Annotated in this window: 10 protein-coding genes and 1 pseudogene; 7 read left to right on the top strand and 4 right to left on the bottom strand. The window is 72.1% G+C overall.

Going from position 1 to position 19,069, the window contains the following annotated elements:
• Window positions 1–138: 138 nt before the first annotated feature.
• The 3 genes from O7618_RS31620 to mce all read right to left on the bottom strand — a co-directional run bounded on the left by O7618_RS31620 (window position 139) and on the right by mce (window position 3,773).
• Complete coding sequence (locus tag O7618_RS31620; protein WP_278109787.1) at window positions 139–1,392, bottom strand: DivIVA domain-containing protein; 1,254 nt, start codon at window positions 1,390–1,392, stop codon at window positions 139–141.
• Between the two features lie 264 nt (window positions 1,393–1,656).
• Window positions 1,657–3,012 carry a crotonyl-CoA carboxylase/reductase gene (gene ccrA, locus O7618_RS31625; protein ID WP_278109788.1) on the bottom strand — a complete coding sequence of 452 codons (1,356 nt, stop codon included), beginning with the start codon at window positions 3,010–3,012 and terminating at the stop codon, window positions 1,657–1,659.
• A gap of 296 nt (window positions 3,013–3,308) precedes the next feature.
• Window positions 3,309–3,773 carry a methylmalonyl-CoA epimerase gene (mce, locus tag O7618_RS31630; protein WP_278109789.1) on the bottom strand — a complete coding sequence of 155 codons (465 nt, stop codon included), beginning with the start codon at window positions 3,771–3,773 and terminating at the stop codon, window positions 3,309–3,311.
• 62 nt (window positions 3,774–3,835) lie between these two features.
• On the opposite strand from mce, the gene O7618_RS31635 reads away from it, so the two are divergent.
• From O7618_RS31635 to O7618_RS31660, 6 genes are all read left to right on the top strand, one after another.
• A complete protein-coding gene (locus O7618_RS31635; RefSeq protein ID WP_278109790.1) occupies window positions 3,836–5,035 on the top strand; it encodes an acetyl-CoA C-acetyltransferase in 1,200 nt (399 codons plus the stop codon).
• Between the two features lie 5 nt (window positions 5,036–5,040).
• Window positions 5,041–6,024 (top strand): methylmalonyl Co-A mutase-associated GTPase MeaB, encoded by a 984-nt coding sequence (meaB, locus tag O7618_RS31640; RefSeq protein ID WP_278110225.1) that lies wholly within the window; start codon window positions 5,041–5,043, stop codon window positions 6,022–6,024.
• A 49-nt stretch (window positions 6,025–6,073) separates the two neighbouring features.
• The gene (locus tag O7618_RS31645) at window positions 6,074–6,487 is read left to right on the top strand and encodes an Asp23/Gls24 family envelope stress response protein (RefSeq protein ID WP_278109791.1); all 414 of its coding nucleotides are present in this window, start codon (window positions 6,074–6,076) and stop codon (window positions 6,485–6,487) included.
• A 984-nt stretch (window positions 6,488–7,471) separates the two neighbouring features.
• Entirely contained in the window at window positions 7,472–9,160 is a 1,689-nt protein-coding gene (locus O7618_RS31650; protein WP_278110226.1) for a methylmalonyl-CoA mutase family protein, read from the top strand.
• Between the two features lie 137 nt (window positions 9,161–9,297).
• A complete protein-coding gene (locus O7618_RS31655; RefSeq protein ID WP_278109792.1) occupies window positions 9,298–10,215 on the top strand; it encodes a tetratricopeptide repeat protein in 918 nt (305 codons plus the stop codon).
• 65 nt (window positions 10,216–10,280) lie between these two features.
• The gene (locus O7618_RS31660; protein WP_347405402.1) at window positions 10,281–11,390 is read left to right on the top strand and encodes an arginase family protein; all 1,110 of its coding nucleotides are present in this window, start codon (window positions 10,281–10,283) and stop codon (window positions 11,388–11,390) included.
• Window positions 11,391–11,708: 318 nt separating this feature from the next.
• Here the strand turns inward: O7618_RS31660 and O7618_RS31665 are convergent.
• Window positions 11,709–13,671: pseudogene (locus O7618_RS31665) on the bottom strand (penicillin-binding transpeptidase domain-containing protein).
• A gap of 288 nt (window positions 13,672–13,959) precedes the next feature.
• Here O7618_RS31665 and O7618_RS31670 point away from each other — a divergent pair.
• Window positions 13,960–19,020, top strand: coding sequence for an NAD-glutamate dehydrogenase (locus O7618_RS31670; RefSeq protein WP_278109793.1), 5,061 nt, complete (start codon window positions 13,960–13,962; stop codon window positions 19,018–19,020).
• Window positions 19,021–19,069 lie beyond the last annotated feature (49 nt).

Raw genomic sequence — 19,069 nt, forward strand, 5'->3', positions numbered from 1 at the left:
GGGCGATACGGACGCCCCTTCTGGGACCTACCTCACCCTCGCCGCGAAACGGGCCGGGGAAAGCATGACGGCGCGGAGTGACACCGGTGACCCGGTGTCACTCCGCGCCGCGGCTCATGCCCCGTCAGCGGGTGGTGCTCAGCCGGCCGACTCGGCCGTGACCTTCTGCCCGGCGGTGTCGGCCTTCGGCGCCTCGGCCTTGTTGCCGCCCGCCGGCACGCCCGGCACGATGCCGGCCAGACCGGAGAGCATCTGCCCGAGCTGCGAGGTGACCGCGTCCTTCTGGCGGGTGAGGTCCTCCACCTCGCGGCGGGCCGCCTGGGTGGTCAGCTCGGCCTCGGTGCGGGCCTCGTTGAGCACCCGCTGCGACTCGGCCCGGGCCTCGTTCAGCGTCTTGTCGGCCAGCGCCTTGGCCTTGTCGACGGTGTCGTTGGCGGTGCGCTCGGACTCGACCCGGCGGGCCTCGGCCCGCTGCTCGATCTCCTTTGCCCGCTCCTGGGCGGCCCGGGCGCGCTGCTCGGCCTCGTTGACCATCTTCTGGGTCTGGCTGACCTGGGCGGCGTGTCGCGCGGACTCCTCGCGCTCGGCCTTCTCCCGCCGCTCGGCGAGCTGGAGCTCCAGCGCCTGGAGGTCCTTGTCGCGCTTGTCGCGCGCGTCGGTGAGCAGCTTGGTGGCCTCGGCCCGCTTCTCCTCGGCCTCCCGGGCGGCCTTGGCCCGCTGCTGGGTGATCTCCCGCTCGGCGGTCGCGCGCAGGGTGGCGACCTCCCGCTCGACTGTCGACTTCAGCTCGGCCACCTCGTGCGCGGTGACCGTGCGCAGCTGCTTGGTCTCCCGGTCGGCGTCGGCACGCAGGGTGTCCGCCTCCCGGCGGGCCTGCACGCGCACCTCGGCGGCCTCGCGCTCGGCGGCGGTGCGGACGCTGCCGGCCTCGCGTTCGGCGGTGGCCTTCATCGCGGCGGCCTCGGCGCGGGCCTTGTCGGTGATCTCCCGGGCCTCGAGGCGGGCGGCGGAGAGGATGCCCTCCGACTCGCGCTTGGCCTCGTTGCGGTGGTCGTTGGCCTGCTCCTCGGCCAGCCGGAGGATCTGCTCGACGCGGGTGCCCAGGCCGGACAGGGTCGGCCGGCTGTTCTCCTCGAGCTGCTTGTTGGTCTCGGTGAGCTTCTGCTCGAGCGCGCCCTGGCGCTGCTCGGCCTGCCGGAGGCGGCGCTGCGCGTCGTTCATCCGCTGCTCGGCCTCGGCGCGGGCCTGCTCGGACTGGCTCAGTGCGGCGCTCAGCCGGCCGATGAAGTCGTCGACCTGGTTGGTGTTGTATCCGCGCAGGCCAACAGTGAAATCGGGCTGTGAGTTCGCGTTATCGAAGAACGCAAGAGGGGAGGACTGCTGCTGGGGCATTGGGACATACTCGCAGACGCCCCAGGGTGGTTCGCAAGAGTGGTCGGCAGCTTTCGCGTCCTCTTTACATGGTCAACTCACCCGGGCGGCGAGGCCGGACCAACCGGCGATCTTGGCAGGTCCCGGGCACGACGGGCGGCCCGGCGACGGTGACGGGAAAGGGCCGCGGGTCGGTACCCGCGGCCCTTTGTCCGCACGACTGTCTTCGCGCCAGTCGAATGGCGTCACGGTCGGCCGGAAAGGCAATCCGGCGCCGCCGTACGGTCAGTGCCCGCGGAACCTGTTGATCGCGCTTTCGTGCCGGGACCGCAGCTCGGTGTCCCGGACGCCGAGACCGTCGGTGGGCGCGAGGCAGCGCACGCCGACCTTGCCCTGGTGCGCGTTGCGGTGCACCTCGTACGCGGCCTGGCCGGTCTGCTCCAGGGGGTAGGTCTTCGACACGGTCGGGTGCACCTTGCCGAGCGCGACCAGCCGGTTGGCCTGCCACGCCTCGTGATAGTTGGCGAAGTGACTGCCGACGATGCGCTTGAGGTGCATCCAGAGGTAACGGTTGTCGTACTGGTGCAGGAAGCCGCTGGTGGAGGCGCAGGTGACGATCGTGCCGCCCTTCTTGGCGACGTAGACGCTGGCCCCGAACGTCTCCCGACCCGGGTGCTCGAACACGATGTCCGGGTCCTCGCCCCCGGTCAGCTCACGGATCCGCTCGCCGAAGCGGCGCCACTCGTCCTGGTCCTGCGTCTGCTCGTCGGACCAGAACCGGAAGCCCTCGGCGGTGCGATCGATGACCAGTTCGGCGCCCATCTTCCGGCACAGCTCGGCCTTCTCCGGGGAGGAGACCACGCAGACCGGGATCGCGCCTCCGTTGAGCGCCATCTGGGTCGCGTAGCCGCCCAGGCCGCCGGAGGCGCCCCAGATCAGCACCACGTCACCCTGCTTCATGTTCGCGCCGTGGTGCGAGACGAGCTGCCGGTAGGCGGTGGAGTTGACCAGCCCGGGGCTGGCCGCCTCCTCCCAGCTCAGGTGGCGCGGCTTCGGCATCAGCTGGTTGGCCTTGACCACGCACAGCTCGGCCAGGCCGCCGAAGTTGGTCTCGAAGCCCCAGATCCGCTGCTGCGGGTCGAGCATGGTGTCGTCGTGGCCGGCAGCGTCCTCCAGCTCGACCGAGAGGCAGTGCGCGACCACCTCGTCGCCGCTCTTCCACCGGGTCACCCCGGGACCGGTCCGCAGCACCACGCCGGCCGCGTCCGAGCCGACCACGTGGTACGGCAGGTCGTGCCGCCGGGTCAGCTCGGAGAGCCGGCCGTAGCGCTGGAGGAACTTGAACGTGGGCAGCGGTTCGAAGATGCTCGTCCACACCGTGTTGTAGTTGATCGCGCTGGCCATAACCGCGACCAGCGCCTCGCCCGGCCCCAGCGCGGGGGTGGGCACTTCCTGGACGTGCAGTGCCTTGCGCGGGTCCTTGTCCCGGGTGGCCATGCCGTCGAACATGCGGGTGTCCTCGGCGCGGACCACCACGCCGCGGTAGCTCTCCGGCACCGGAAGCCCGGCCAGGCCGGCGAGTTCCCGCTCCGGCTGCGCCGAGCCCTCCGCCGCCATGATCGCTTCAAGGATGTCCTGCACGGTGACCTCCCGTTCGTCAGCACCCGCACCGGGGGCAGGGGTGCTGCCATCGTCGGCGCCGGCGCGACGGGGAACCATGTCGGCAATCGACACATCCGGCACCGGTCGCGTTCCTGTGGGGGCGGACGTTACTGAACGGTAGCTTGGGCGGGAAGCCCTCTGTGAAAAACTGCATCCGCCGATGCGTGGAGATGCCCATGGGAACGCGGAACCGCGCATGGCCGCACGTCTTCCCACTTGTTAGGAGGGGCCCCTTGTTAACAGACGTCTGTTAACAAGGGGCCCCTCCTTACACCTCAGGCGGGCTGGACCAGCTCGATCAGTACGCCGCCGGCGTCCTTCGGGTGCACGAAGTTGACCCGGGAGTCGGAGGTGCCCCGGCGGGGAGCGTCGTAGAGCAGTCGCACGCCGCGCTCGCGCAGCGCCGCGCAGGCCGCGTCGATGTCCGTCACCGTGTAGGCGACCTGCTGGATGCCCGGACCGCGCTTGTCCAGGAACTTGCCGATCGTGGTGTCCGGCGAGAGCGGGGCCAGCAACTGCACCATGCCGCCGGAGGCGTCCGGCCCGACCGCCAGCATCGCCTCGCGTACGCCCTGCTCGTCGTTCGTCTCGGTGTGCACGCAGCGCATGCCGAAGGTGCGCTGGTAGAAGTCGATCGCGGCGTCCAGGTCCGCGACCGCGATCCCGACGTGGTCGATGCGGCGCAGGCCGATGTCTGTGACAAACTCGGCAGCGGGCTCGACGGAGGAGTTCTCAGCCATGGCGCTAGTCTGACCGAACAATCGTTAAGGCGTACAGGTCGGCACCCCCCTCGGAGGCAGGCATGGCTTCGGTGATCGTCAGCGGCGCGCGGACCCCGATGGGCCGCCTGCTGGGCAACCTCAAGGACCTCCCGGCGACCAGGCTCGGCGGCATCGCGATCAAGGCGGCGCTGGAGCGCGCCGGCGTGGCACCGGACCAGGTGCAATACGTGATCATGGGGCAGGTGCTCCAGGCCGGCGCCGGCCAGATCCCGGCCCGCCAGGCGGCCGTGGAGGCCGGCATCCCGATGTCCACCCCGGCGCTGACCATCAACAAGGTCTGCCTTTCCGGCCTGGACGCGATCGCGCTGGCCGACCAGCTCATCCGCGCCGGCGAGTTCGACATCGTGGTGGCCGGCGGCATGGAGTCGATGACCAAAGCCCCGCACCTGCTGCTCGGGCAGCGCTCCGGCTACAAGTACGGCGACGTGACGATCAAGGACCACTTGGCCCTCGACGGGCTCACCGACGCCTGGGACTGCTGCTCTATGGGCGAGTCCACCGAGCGGCACGGCGCGCGGCACGGCATCACCCGCGAGGAGCAGGACACCTTCGCGGCCGCCAGCCACCAGCGTGCCGCCGCCGCCCAGAAGAACGGCCACTTCGCCGAGGAGATCACCCCGGTGATCATTCCGCAGCGCAAGGGCGACCCGCTGGTGGTCAGCGAGGACGAGGGCATCCGGCCGGACACCACCGCCGAGTCGCTGGGCCGGCTGCGCCCCGCCTTCGCCAAGGACGGCACCATCACCGCCGGCAGCTCCTCGCCGATCTCCGACGGCGCCGCCGCGGTGGTCGTGATGAGCAAGGCCAAGGCGACCGAGCTGGGGCTCACCTGGCTGGCCGAGATCGGCGCGCACGGCAACGTGGCCGGGCCGGACAATTCCCTGCACTCGCAGCCGTCGAACGCCATCAACCACGCCCTGAAGAAGGGCGGCCTGGGCATCGACGACCTCGACCTCATCGAGATCAACGAGGCGTTCGCCGCGGTCGGCATCCAGTCCTCCCGTGACCTCGGGATCAGCGCGGACAAGGTCAACGTCAACGGCGGCGCGATCGCGCTCGGCCACCCGATCGGCATGTCCGGCGCCCGGCTGGTGCTCACGCTCGCGCTGGAGCTGAAGCGGCGGGGCGGCGGCACCGGGGCGGCGGCGCTCTGCGGCGGCGGCGGTCAGGGCGACGCGCTGATCATCCACGTGCCGACGGGCGGCGAGTCGCGCGCGTGAGTGACGTGACCATCCCGGGCGCCGGCCCGGTGCGCCGCAGCCGGGACGTACCCCTGCTGGTCGAGCGGGCCCGCGCGGGTGACCCCCGCGCGGTGGCCCGGCTGATCACCCTGGTCGAGTCCGGCGACGAGGTGCTGCCGCAGGTCGCGGCCGCGCTGGCGCCCTACGCCGGGCACGCCCAGGTGGTGGGCCTGACCGGTTCGCCGGGCGTGGGCAAGTCGACCACCACGAACGAGCTGGTACGCGCGCTGCGGGCGCGCGGTCACCGGGTCGGCGTGCTGGCCATCGACCCGTCCAGCCCGTTCACCGGCGGGGCGATCCTCGGCGACCGGGTCCGGATGCAGGACCACGCCACCGACCCCGGTGTCTACATCCGCTCCATGTCCAGCCGGGGCCACCTCGGCGGGCTCTCCGCCGCGACGCCCCAGGCGGTCCGCGTGCTGGAGGGCGCCGGGTGCGACGTGGTGCTGGTCGAGACCGTCGGGGTCGGGCAGGCCGAGGTGGAGGTGGCCTCGCTGGCCGACACCACGCTGGTGCTGCTCGCCCCGGGCATGGGCGACGCGATCCAGGCGGTCAAGGCCGGCATCCTGGAGATCGCGGACGTCTTCGTGGTCAACAAGGCCGACCGGGACGGCGTCGACGCCACCGTGCGCGACATCCAGGGCATGATCGCGCTCGGTGAGCGCGGGCCGGGGGAGTGGCGGCCGCAGGTGGTGCGCGCGATCGCCGCCCGGGCCGAGGGCATCGACGACATCGCGGCCGCGATCGACAAGCACCGCGACTGGCTGGAGCGGCACGACGAGCTGCGCCGCCGCCGGGAGGCGCGGGCCGCCGCCGAGATCGAGGCCATCGCGCTCGGCGCGCTCCGCGCCAAGATCGGTTCGCTGCGCGACGGTACGCAACTCCCGTCGCTCGCCGCGAAGGTGGCCGAAGGCACCCTTGATCCGTACGCCGCGGCGGACGAGTTGCTGACCCAGCTCGGCACCTGAACCGCTACGCTCCCGGGGTCTGGTTGGGCGAGGGGGATGGGGAGCAGGCGTGGAGCACGAGGCTACGCAGGAGCTGTCGATGACGCCGGACGCCACCGCGGGCGGGACGACGCACGTCGCCGACGAGGTGGTGGAGAAGATCGCGGTGGCCGCCGCGAAGTCGGTCCCCGGCGTGGCCGAGCTGGGCGGTGACGTGGCCCGCTTCTTCAACGCCGTGTTCGACCGGGTCGGTCTGGACCAGCTCGGCGACGCCCGGCGGGGCTGCTCGGCGCACGTCACTGACGGTGCGGCGGTGGTCAACCTGGTCATCGTGATCGACGGTGGTCACCCGGTGCCCCAGGTCACCGACGCGGTGCGGGCCGCGGTCACGTCCGCGGTCGAGGCGTACGGGCTGCGCGTCGACGAGATCAACATCCGGGTGGACGACGTCGCCATCGGTGACCCGGGCGCATCAGTGCGCTGACCCGCAAATGGGTTCACGCCGCCTGCAAACTTGATGGCAAATGTGGGTCGCCCGGCCCAGCCCCACGATGATCAACGCCATCACGCCGAAGTGGCGGTATCGCGCCGACCTTGATACCGCCACGTCGGCGTCATGCCGGGCGGGTGCCCGTCGGAAGCCACCACGTCGGCAAACCGGCGTCGCCGGTGGCGTTCCGATCGCGTCACCCGGGTACGTGCCGCACGGATACCAGTCGGATCGGCCCGTCTTGAGGGGTGGGTGGAACGGCATGGACGTCAAACGGGCGCGCATACGTCCATGACGTTCCAGCCACCCGGCCTGAGCGTCACGAGTGGAACGGCATGGACGTCAAACGCCCGGTCCGTCGCCGCCATCGGTGCCGCCCCGCCCTGACGAGCCGGAATCCTGGCATCCGACCGCCGGCGCGGGCCGCTCATCTCTCACGCTGGCGACTCAGGTCGGCGGGGGAGCGCACCTCGCCCCGGCGTCGGCGGAGGGGGTGACCTGAGCGCGTACGCCCTGGCGGACTGCCGGACCGGTTCAGGTGTGCTGGGGGCGGGTCAACTGCCGGTCGGCATCCGGGCGATCACCGAACTGCCGGCCGCGAGCTCGACCTGCCGCCGCTGAGGCGTCTCCCGAACACGGGTGTCGAAGGGCCTGCTGGTGGTGACCGGTCCTTCCGATCGCAGCATCGAGATCGCCCGCGACGTTCGCGCCGGCCGGGAACGCGCCCGACTCGATCTGCTCTCGAAGCAGTTCGGCTGGCTGCACATAGACCGGTCGGGGGTGCTCGCCCCGGCCGACCCCGGAGGGGCGACCGTGTCGGCCGAGGACGCGCAGGGCGTACGCCATCGGTTCTTCTGCGACCTGGAGATGGTCGGCGGCCGGCGCGGGTTACCGGCCGGTACGCCTGTCCTTAGCGATCGTTCAGGTGCGCGTTCTACACTCGGTCTTCTGACGAGGACTCGAGGAGGAGCTCCGCGCATGGACGCTGACGAGATCGCCGCAGGCCGGGCCCGCTGGCAGGCCCGCTACGACGCCGCCCGCAAGCGCGACGCGGACTTCACCACGCTCTCCGGCCTGCCGGTCGACCCGGTGTACGGCCCGCCGGAGGGGACCGCCTACCCGGGCTTCGAGCGGATCGGCTGGCCCGGCGAGTTCCCGTACACCCGGGGTCTGCACCCGACCGGCTACCGCGGGCGGGCCTGGACCATCCGGCAGTTCGCCGGCTTCGGCAACGCCCGGCAGACCAACGAGCGCTACAAGATGATCCTCGGCGCCGGTGGCGGCGGGCTCTCGGTCGCCTTCGACATGCCGACGCTGATGGGTCGCGACTCGGACGACCCGCAGTCGCTCGGCGAGGTCGGCCACTGCGGCGTCGCCGTCGACTCGGCCGCCGACATGGAGGTGCTCTTCGACGGCATCGACCTGGCGGGCGTCACCACCTCGATGACCATCTCCGGCCCGGCCGTGCCGGTGTTCTGCATGTACCTGGTCGCCGCCGAGCGGCAGGGCGCCGATCTGTCCACGCTGGACGGCACGCTCCAGACGGACATCTTCAAGGAGTACATCGCGCAGAAGGAGTGGCTGTTCGACCCCGAGCCGCACCTGCGCCTGATCGGCGACCTGATGGAATACTGTGCCGCCGAGATCCCGCGCTACAAGCCGCTCTCGGTCTCCGGCTACCACATCCGCGAGGCCGGCTCGACCGCCGCGCAGGAGTTGGCGTACACCCTGGCCGACGGCTTCGGCTATGTCGAGCTGGGTCTGTCGCGCGGGCTGGACGTCAACGTGTTCGCCCCCGGGCTGAGCTTCTTCTTCGACTCCCACCTCGACTTCTTCGAGGAGATCGCCAAGTTCCGCGCCGCCCGCCGGATCTGGGCCCGCTGGCTGCGCGACGTCTACGGCGCCACCAGCGAGAAGGCGCAGTGGCTGCGGTTCCACACGCAGACCGCCGGGGTGTCGCTGACCGCCCAGCAGCCGGTCAACAACGTGGTGCGCACCGCGGTCGAGGCGCTCGCCGCGGTGCTCGGCGGCACCAACTCGCTGCACACCAACGCGCTCGACGAGACGCTCGCGCTGCCCACCGACGAGTCCGCCGAGATCGCCCTGCGTACCCAGCAGGTGCTGATGGAGGAGACCGGGGTGACGAACGTGGCCGACCCGCTCGGCGGCGCCTGGTACGTCGAGGCGCTCACCGACCGGATCGAGGCCGAGGCCGAGGAGATCTTCGCCCGCATCCGGCAGCTCGGCGGCGAGGGCCCGCACCAGATCGGCCCGATGACCTCGGGCATCCTGCGCGGCATCGAGGACGGCTGGTTCACCGGGCACATCGCCGAGTCGGCGTTCGTCTACCAGCAGGCGCTGGAGAAGGGCGACAAGAAGATCGTCGGCGTCAACTGCCACACCGGCACGGTCGCCAAGGAGTTGGAGATCCTGCGCATCTCGCACGAGGTGGAGCTGGAGCAGCGCCGGGTGCTGGCCGAGCGCAAGTCGGTCCGCGACGACGCCGCGGTCACCGCCGCCGTACGTCGGATGGTGGAGGTCAGCCGGACCGGGGAGAACATGATCCCGGCGATGCTGGACGCGGTCCGCGCCGAGGCCACCCTGGGCGAGATCTGCGACGCGCTGCGCGCCGAGTGGGGCGTCTACCGCGAGCCCGCCCGCTTCTAGTGCAAGGAGGGGCCCCTTCTTAACAGACGTCTGTTAAGAAGGGGCCCCTCCTTGCACCTCTGAGCAGGGGTGAGAGTCGCAACGTCGCCGTTGCGGCTGAGCGGAGTTCGGCGCGGCACGTGCGAGACTAGACAACCATGAGCGACCCACGGATCACCTCGTCGATCTTCACCCGCGGCGCGGTCGACCTCAGCGCGCTGCGCACCCCCGCACCGGCCGACACCCCGCCCGCCACACCGTCTCCGGGCGGCCCGCCCGCCGGGCTGCCGGGCAGCCCCGCCGGCTCGGCCGCCGTGCTCGACGTGACCGAGGCGAACATCCAGACCGAGGTGCTCGAACGCTCGCTCAGCACACCGGTCGTGGTCTTCTTCGGCGCCGCCGGCTACCCGGAGAGCGACCAGTTCGCCCCGGTGCTGGAGAAGCTGGCCGCCGAGGGCGCCGGAGCCTGGCTCCTGGCCCGGGTCGACGTGCAGCAGCAGCCCCGGCTCGCGCAGATGTTCCAGCTCCAGGCGCTGCCCACCACCTACGCCATCGTCGGCGGCCGTCCGGTCGACGCCTTTCCGGGCCCGCTGCCCGAGTCGGAGCTGCGCAAGTGGCTCCAGGCCGTGCTCAAGTCCGCGGGCGTCGCCGTGGCCGAGCCGGAGGACCCGCGACTCGACGCGGCCGACGACGCGCTGATGAGCGGCGACCTCGACGCCGCGGAGGCGGCGTACCGGAAGATCCTGGCCGAGTCCCCGGCCGACGCGGCGGCGGAGGCCGGGCTGGCGCAGGTCGGGTTGGCCCGCCGGGTGGCCGGCGCCGACCCGCAGGGCGTGCTCGACGCCGCCGCCTCGGCCCCCGACGACGTGGACGCGCAGTTGCTGGCCGCCGACATCGAGGTGCTCAGCGGCCTGGCCGAGCAGGCCTACCAGCGGCTGGTCGGCCTGGTCCGCCGGACCGCCGGCGAGGAGCGGGACCGGGTACGCCAGCACCTGATCGGCCTGTTCACCATCGCCGGCCCGGACGACCCCGCCGTGGCCTCCGCCCGACGCGCACTGGCCAGCGCGTTGTTCTGAACCCGACGTACGCCCGTGCGGGCCGGCGCACCGCCGGCCCGCCCGACCACCGAGGACGGGAGCTCATGATGCGCCGGATCGCCGTCCTCGACGCGCCGACGAACCTCGGACTGCGGCCGCCCACGGCCAGCTCCGTCCCCGGCTGCGCCAAGGCGCCCGGCGCGCTGCGCGACCACGGGCTGCTGGCGCGACTGCGTGCCCGCGACGCCGGCTGCCTCACCCCGCCCCGCTACGACCCCGGCGACTGGCGGCCGGGTGACGGCGTCTGCCACGCGCCGGAGATCTCCGCCTACTCGGCGGCGCTCGCCGACCGGATCGGCGCGATCATCGACCGTGGCGAGTTCCCGCTGGTGCTCGGCGGGGACTGCTCGGTGTTGCTCGGTTCGGCGCTGGCCATGCACCGGCTGGGCGAGGCGGTCGGCGGGCGGATCGGGCTGGTCTTCGTGGACGGTCACTCCGACTTCCGGCACCCCGGCAACGCCTCGTACGTCGGCGCGGCGGCGGGGGAGGACCTGGCGCTGGTCACCGGGCGGGGGCAGCCCGACCTGGCCGCGATCGAGGGGCGCCGGCCCTACTTCCGGGACGTCGACGTGGTGGTGCTCGGCATCCGCGCGCAGGACGAGTACCGGCTCGACCTCCAGGCCGCCGGCATCACCACCCGGCCGGTGCCGGCGCTGCGCGCCGAGGGCGCCGCCCGGACGGCGCAGTGGGCGCACGAGCAAGTCGTGGACTGCGCCGGCTACTGGGTGCACATCGACGTCGATGTCCTCGACCCGGCGGTGATGCCCGCCGTAGACGCGCCCGACCCCGGTGGGATCGCCTTCGCCGAGCTGGAGATCCTGCTCGCCGGGCTGGTCGACACCCCGCACTGCCTCGGCGTCGAGCTGACCGTCTTCGACCCGGACTACGACCCGGAGGGGGCGTACGCGGCGGAGATCGTGAACACGGTGGTGGCCGGGCTCGCCCCGGTCGTCGCCCCGGGCGCCCTGCCGCCCCGGCTGCTGCCGGCCGACCCAATGGCCCCGACGCCCCGCACGGGCAACGGGCGCCGCGCGGAGCGTGGCCCGGTGATCGCGCCCGCGCCCGCCGTCGCGACGGACCCGATCGGCCCGCCGGCGGCCCCGCCCGGGGAGGGCGACCCCACCCCGGCTCCGGCCGCCGACACCTCAGTCTGAGCGTTTGGATGCACCTGATGTCGCCCCGGCAACCACAGACGCACCCAAACCTCGCTCCCCGCCGTTCGGGGCGCGGTGCGATCGGTGGGTGGAACGTCATGGACGTCAAGCGGGTGCGGAGACGTCCATGACGTTCCACCCACCCGGCCTGGGTGCCACGAGCGGAACGGCAGGGACGTGTGGGCGCGGACGGCTCAACTGCCGCGCTGACGGTTGAGGCCGGCGGGGGAGCGCGCCTCGCCCCGGCGTCGGCGGAGGCACGCCCTGGCGGACTGCCGGACCGGGTCAGGCGTTCGGCGGGGGTCGCCGCGCGCCCGGTCAGCGGGCGAGGCCGCGCAGGAAGCGCTCGGCGATCGGCACCGCGCTCGTCGTGCTCGACCCGCCCTGCTCGACGAAGACGGCGAAAGCCACGTCGCCCTGCCAGCCCACGAACCAGGCGTGGGTGTGCGCCGGGTTGTTGTCGTATTCCGCGGTGCCGGTCTTGCCGTGCACCGGGTCGCCAGGCACGTCCGCCAACGCGGCGCCGGTGCCGCCGGTGACCACGCCGCGCATCAGGGTCTTCAGCGCCGCCACGGACGCCGGCCTCAGCTCCGGACCGGCCGGGGCGGGCTTGGCGGGTGCCGGGTCGAGTAGCAGCCTGGGCTGCTCGAATCGGCCCCGGGCCACCGCCGCGGTGGCGGCGGCCATCGCCAGCGGGCTGACCACTGTGGTGCCCTGGCCGATCGCGGCGGCGGCCCTGCTCGGTCAGCCCGCCGTTCGCGGAGACCTTGCCGGTGAACGCGTCCACCCCGAGATCCCAACCGGCCTCCAGCCCGAGCGCGCGGCCGGCCTGGGCGAGGCCGTCCGGGCCGAGCTTCGGGGCCAGCGCGGTGAAGGCGGTGTTGCAGGACTTGGCGAAGTCGGTGGCGAACGGCACCGCGCCCAACTCGAAGCCGCCCGAGTTCTTGAAGATCCGGCCGTCCACCTTGGCGGTCTTCGGGCAGGCCACGGTGGTCTGCGGCGTCACCGCTCCCTCGTCGAGCAGGCGCAGCGCGCTGACCATCTTGAACGTCGAGCCCGGCGGCACCTGGGCGGTGAACGCGAAGTTCTCGCCGGCCGCGCCGGGGCCGTTCGCGGCCGCCAGCACCGCACCGTCGCCGATCCGCACGGCGACCAGTGCGGAGCGCCGCTTCTCGCCCCGCAACGCCGCGTCGGCGGCGTTCTGGGTGGCCACGTCCAGGGTGGTCTTCACCGGCTGCCCGGGCGTCGGATCGCTGCGGAACACCTCGGTGCCGGTGGGTTCGGTGGCGCCCTCGGTGGCGGGCCGCTCGGTGATCACGGTGACGCCGGGGGCACCGCGCAGCCGTTCGTCGTAGCGGCCCTGGATGCCGCCGTGCCCGACCAGGTCGCCGCGGGCGTAGCGGTCGGGGTGGGCCTGGAGGTCGTCCGCCTGCGCCGGGTCGACCGAGCCGAGCAGCGCCCGGGCGAACTCCCGGGTCGGCGCGAGCATCAGGTTGTCGGTGGGGAACCGGGTGCCGGGCAGCTCGTAGATGCGTGGCTTGATCTGCCGGTAGGCCTCGTCGCGCAGCGTCACCACGTCGACGAGTGCGCCCCGGTCCGCCTCCTTGAGGCGCGCCGGCAGGTCGCTGACGTCGACCGGCGGGTCGAGCGGGGGCCGGATCGCCTTGAACGCGGCGTCGAGCCGGCGCGCCAGCCCCGGCGCGTCGGTGACCTCGCCCGGCGCGACCTGCACCCGGACCACCGGGCTGGGCGCGACGATCGGGTTGCCGGCGGCGTCCAGCACCCCGGCCCGCTCCGCCGCCTCCCGGCGCAGGGCGAGATGGTCGCCGGCCTCCAGCTTCTCGTGCACCAGGCTCGGCTCCCAGATCACCTGCCACTCGTCGCCGCCGCCGCGCAGGCGGACCAGGTTCTCGTAGGCCCAGCGGGCGCCGTCCGGCAGTGGCCAGGCCACCCGGACGCGGGCGGTGGCGATGTCCCCGGCGACCTTGATGTCGCCGGTGCGCTCCAGCTCCGGCGGGTTGGCGGCCAGCTCACCGGAGAGCGCCCGGAGCCGCTTCGTCACCTCGGTGGCCGGCACCCGCCCCCCGGTCGGCTCGATGAAGCCGACCGCCTGCAGGTCGCCCGAGCGCCAACCGCTCAGGAAGGCGTCGACGGTGCGCTCCGGCCCGTCCTCGCCCGAGCACCCGGTCAGCGCGCCGGCGGCCAGCAGCACGGCGACCAGCGCCGCGACGGGTCGGCGGCGGGATTGGCGTGGGGGGTCAGCGGGGTACGACACGGGCATGAAGGGGTCCCTCCGATGCGTAGCTGACCTGCACGCTAATACGGCACGTGGCTCCCCACCGCCCCGCCACCGCCGTCGGCGGGGCGAGAAGTGCCGTGTGGCAGTGTGATGAACATCGCCAGTCGGGGTACTCCGCGACCGGCCGACCACGCACCCGCAACAGGTGAAAGGGCACAGTCCCGATCCGGACGTCCGGCCAGTGGTCCGCCGACCGAGGGGCACAACGGTAGGGCCTAGGCTGGGCGGCAGAGTGACCCACAACGCGGTGGGTCGAGGGGAGTGGCACCGATGGACCGGCGTCCGGCGATCAAACCGGGACCCGATCTCCAGGCTGACACCAGCCGGGACGATGACAGCTTCGATTCGGCGACCGACGGGGACGGTTTCGGCCGTCTCGACACAGGAGTGACCGGCCTGACCGGTTCCAGCATCGACACCCTCTACGACCTCGGTCTGCCCGCCCAGGCGCTGGCCGACGAGTCCGAGGACGCCGAGCTGGACGAGCCGGTTCCCAACGCGGAACGGCTGGTCGCCCAGGCGGTCACGCTGGCCGGCGACGACCACGACGCGGCCACGCTGGTGGACCGCTTCTGGCGGTTCGCGCCGGACGAGGAGCTGATCGGCTTCACCGCCGAGGAGATGCTGGAGGCGGCCCGGGCGCACCGGGACCTGGCCCAGCAACGGGTGCCGGGCGAGCTGAAGCTGCGGATCCACGAGCCCGACGCCGAGCAGCACCACACCGTCGTCGAGATCGTCACCGACGACATGCCGTTCCTCGTCGACTCGGTCACCGCGCTGCTGAACTCCCGGCACCTCGACGTGCACCTGCTGGTGCACCCGCTGGTGGTGGTGCGGCGCGAGCCGCTGGGTCGGCTCACCGAGGTTTCCGCCGACGTGGAGCCGGACGACGCGATCGCCGGCGACCTGGTCGAGAGCTGGATGCGGATCGAGATCGACCCGGTCCGCGACCCGGCCGAGCGGGAGGCGGTGCGGCGCGAGCTGCAACGGGTGCTCACCGACGTGCGGGAAGCGGTCGAGGACTGGCCCAAGATGCGGCAGCGGGCGCTCGCCCTCGCCGACGAGCTGGCCGCGGCGCGCACCTCGGACAACCGCCCACCGGTGCCGGAGAAGGACATCACGGACTCGGTGGAGCTGCTGCGCTGGCTGGCGCACGACCACTTCACGTTCCTCGGCTACCGGGAGTACCGCCTGGTCGACACCGACGGGGCGGACGGCGGGCAGGCGCTCGAGGCGGTCCTCGGCACCGGCCTGGGCATCCTGCGGTCCGACTCGCCGGAGGCCCGGTCGCTGAACTCGATGACACCCGAGGCGCACGAGCGGGTGCTGGAGAAGCGCCTGCTCATCATCACCAAGGCCAACTCGCGGGCCACCGTGCACCGGTCGGCCTACCTCGACTACATCGGCTTCAAGATCTTCAACGAGGCCGGCGAGGTGGTCGGGGAGCGGCGCTTTCTGGGGCTGTTCTCCACCGCCGCCTACCGCACGAGCGTGCAGGAGCTGCCGGTGGTCCGCCGCAAGGTGGCCGAGGTGCTGGACCGCTCCGGGCTGAGCCTGCGCAGCCACTCCGGCAAGGACCTGCTCCAGATCCTGGAGACCTATCCGCGCGACGAGCTGTTCCAGATCAAGACCGACGACCTCTACCACGCGGTGATCGGCGTGCTGCGGATGGCCGGTCGCCGGCAGTTGCGGGTCTTCCTGCGCCGGGACGCGTACGGGCGGTTCATCTCCTGCCTGATCTACCTGCCCCGGGACCGGTTCACCACCCAGAACCGGCTGCGCATGCAGGACATCCTGCTGCGCGAGCTGAACGGCGTCGGCGTCGACTACACCACCCGGGTCACCGAGTCGATGCTGGCCCGGGTGCACTTCATCGTCCGCACCGACCCGAACAACCCGCCCGGCGATATCGACGCCGACCTGCTGGCCGAGGAGTTGGCCGACGCCACCCGGCTGTGGGACGACGACTACCGGCTGGTGCTGGAGCGCAAGCTCGGCGACGAGCAGGCCAAGCACCTGTTCGGCCGCTACGCCGACGCGTTCCCGGAGGGCTACAAGGACGGGCACACGCCGTACGAGGCGATGAAGGACCTGGCCAAGCTGGAGCTGCTGGAGGAGCCCGGCCAGCTGGAGATGCACCTCTTCCGCAAGCAGTTGGCCCCGCGCGCCTACTCGGGCCGGGCGAACGACGCCGACGAGTCGATGGACGTGCGGTTCAAGGTCTACCGCTACGGCGAGCCGATGATGCTCTCCGCTGTGCTGCCGGTGCTGCACTCGCTCGGCGTGAAGGTGGTCGACGAGCACCCGTACGAGGTGGAGCGCGTCGACGGCCGGATCTGGCTCTACGACTTCGGCCTGGAGCTGCCCGAGCGGCACCAGGATCTGGCCGAGGTGCGCCCGCACGTGGAGAACGCGTTCGCCGCGGCCTGGCGGGGCGAGGCCGAGGTGGACGGCTTCAACGAGCTGGTGCTGCGTACCGGGCTCACCTGGCGGCAGGTGGTGGTGCTGCGGGCGTACGCGAAGTACCTGCGGCAGGCCGGCACCGTGTTCTCCCAGGAGTACATGGAGCAGACGTTCATCGCCTACCCGCGCATCGCCGGCCTGTTGGTGCAGCTCTTCGAGGCCCGGTTCGCACCCGGCGTGACCACCCTCGACGAGCGGCGGCAGCGCAGCGGCGAGCTGGTCGAGGCGATCGGCGAGGCGTTGGACGAGGTGGCCAGCCTGGACCAGGACCGGATCCTGCGGGCCTACCTGACGTTGATCCAGGCCACCCTGCGCACCAGCTTCTACCAGCGGCCGGTGGGCGGGCGGCCCAAGCCGTACGTGGCGTTCAAGCTGGACCCGCAGGCGATCCCGGACCTGCCGGCCCCGCGGCCGAAGTTCGAGATCTTCGTCTACTCGCCCCGGTTCGAGGGCGTGCACCTGCGGTTCGGGCCGGTGGCCCGGGGCGGGCTGCGCTGGTCCGACCGGCGCGAGGACTTCCGCACCGAGGTGTTGGGCCTGGTCAAGGCGCAGATGGTGAAGAACGCGGTGATCGTGCCGGTCGGCGCCAAGGGCGGCTTCGTGCTGAAGCAGAAGCCGGGCGACCGGGACGAGGCGGTGGTCTGCTACAAGGAGTTCATCTCCGCGCTGCTCGACGTCACCGACAACATCGTCAGCGGTGACATCGTGCCGCCCGACGACGTGGTCCGGCACGACGCCGACGACCCCTACCTGGTGGTGGCGGCAGACAAGGGCACCGCGACGTTCTCCGACATCGCCAACGAGATCTCCACCGCGCACAACTTCTGGCTGGGCGACGCGTTCGCCTCCGGCGGCTCGGCCGGCTACGACCACAAGAAGATGGGCATCACCGCCCGCGGCGCGTGGGAGTCGGTGAAGCGGCACTTCCGGGAGCTGGGTCACGACACCCAGACCCAGGACTTCACGGTGGTCGGCGTCGGCGACATGTCCGGTGACGTGTTCGGCAACGGCATGCTGCTGTCGGAGCACATCCGGCTGCTGGCCGCCTTCGACCACCGGCACATCTTCCTGGACCCGGATCCGGACGCGGCCACCTCGTTCGCCGAGCGCAAGCGGCTGTTCGACCTGCCCCGCTCCTCGTGGGAGGACTACGACCCGGCGCTGATCTCGGCCGGCGGCGGCATCTTCCCGCGTACCGCGAAGTCGGTGCCGATCACGCCGCAGGTGCGCGCGGTGCTCGGCCTCGACGACGACGTCACTCAGCTCAGCCCGCAGGAGCTGATGAAGGCGATCGTCACCGCGCCGGTGGACCTGTTCTGGAACGGCGGCATCGGCACCTACGTCAAGGCGTCCACGCAGACCAACGCGGAGGTCGGGGACAAGTCCAACGACGCCATCCGGGTGGACGGCAAGAGCCTGCGCTGTCGGGTGGTCGGTGAGGGCGGAAACCTGGGCTTCACCCAGCAGGGCCGGATCGAGTACGCCGCGACCGGCGGCCGCATCTACACCGACTTCATCGACAACGCGGCCGGGGTGGACTGCTCCGACCACGAGGTGAACATCAAGATCCTGCTCAACACGGCGGTCGCCGACGGGGAGCTGGACCGGCCCGAGCGCGACGAGCTGCTGGCCCAGATGACCGACGAGGTCGCCGAGCTGGTGCTGCGGGACAACTACGACCAGGCCCGGGCGCTCAACAACGCCCAGGCCCAGGCCGCCTCGTTGCTCCCGGTGCACCGGCGGATGATCAACGAGCTGGAGCGGTCCGGCGCGTTGGACCGGGCGCTGGAGGCGCTGCCGCCGGACGAGGAACTGGCGGTCCGCACCGAGAGCGGGCTGACCGCGCCGGAGTTCGCGGTGCTGCTCGCGTACGTGAAGATCGTGCTGGAGCGGGAGATCGTCAGCGAGGGGCTCGCGGACGAGGAGTGGACGACCGACGTCCTGGTCAACTACTTCCCGACGCCGCTGCGGCAGCGCTTCGCCGACCGGATGGGGCGGCACCGGCTGCGCCGCGACATCGTCACCACGGTGCTGGTCAACGAGGCGATCAACCGGGGCGGCATCTCGTTCGTGTTCCGGGTGGTCGAGGAGACGGCCGCCTCGGCGGCGGACGTGCTGCGCGCGTACGTGGTGGTCCGCGAGGTGTTCGAGCTGGGCGACCTGTGGAACGCGGTGGAGGCGCTGGACAACAAGGTCTCGCCCGAGCTGCAGACCGCCGTCTACCTGGACACCCGGCGGCTGCTCGACCGGGCGGTGCGCTGGCTGGTCACCAACCGGCGCTCGCCGATCGACGTGCCGGCGGAGATCGCCCGGCTGCGCGACGGGGTGGCCCGGCTCATGCCGGACCTGGAGCACCTCTTCTGGGGCACCGAACGGGAGGCGATCGAGGCGCACATCGAGGCCCTCGTCGGCAGGGGGCTGCCGCGGGAGCTGGCCGTGCAGGCGACCCGCCTGATGTACAGCTTCGGCCTGCTCGACATCGTCGAAACGGCGCAGACGACCGGGCGGCAGGTGAGCGAGGTGGCCTCGGTCTACTTCGTGCTCTCCGACCGGTTCCGGGTGGACGCCCTGCTGTCGAAGATCTCGCTGCTGCCGAGGGAGGACCGCTGGCAGACGCTGGCCCGGATGGCGCTGCGCTACGACCTGTACGCCGCGCTGGCCGCGCTCACCGCGGAGGTGCTGGGCTCCACCTCGGACGATCTGCCGCCGGTGGAGCGGGTGCAGGAGTGGGAACAGGCGAACGCGACCTCGATCCACCGGGCGCACCGGGCGATGGGGGAGTTCGACGAGTCCCGCGCCGACCTCTCCGCGCTGTCCGTCCTGCTGCGCCAGATCCGTACCCTGGTCCGGACCTCGGCCGCCGCCTGACGGTAAGGCGGGGCCCCCGCTTAACGCCTGCGGTATAGCAGGGGGCCCC

This window comes from Micromonospora sp. WMMD980, assembly GCF_029626035.1.
In the GTDB taxonomy this organism is placed as follows: Bacteria; Actinomycetota; Actinomycetes; order Mycobacteriales; family Micromonosporaceae; genus Micromonospora.

Bases quoted from the DNA above. Each gene is read 5' to 3' on its own strand.
- mce (WP_278109789.1), bottom strand. From the start codon at position 3,773: ATGGCTGAGAACTCCTCCGTCGAGCCCGCTGCCGAGTTTGTCACAGAC.
- O7618_RS31660 (WP_347405402.1), top strand. From the start codon at position 10,281: ATGATGCGCCGGATCGCCGTCCTCGACGCGCCGACGAACCTCGGACTG.
- O7618_RS31635 (WP_278109790.1), top strand. From the start codon at position 3,836: ATGGCTTCGGTGATCGTCAGCGGCGCGCGGACCCCGATGGGCCGCCTG.
- O7618_RS31670 (WP_278109793.1), top strand. From the start codon at position 13,960: ATGGACCGGCGTCCGGCGATCAAACCGGGACCCGATCTCCAGGCTGAC.
- O7618_RS31655 (WP_278109792.1), top strand. From the start codon at position 9,298: ATGAGCGACCCACGGATCACCTCGTCGATCTTCACCCGCGGCGCGGTC.
- O7618_RS31620 (WP_278109787.1), bottom strand. From the start codon at position 1,392: ATGCCCCAGCAGCAGTCCTCCCCTCTTGCGTTCTTCGATAACGCGAAC.
- O7618_RS31650 (WP_278110226.1), top strand. From the start codon at position 7,472: ATGGACGCTGACGAGATCGCCGCAGGCCGGGCCCGCTGGCAGGCCCGC.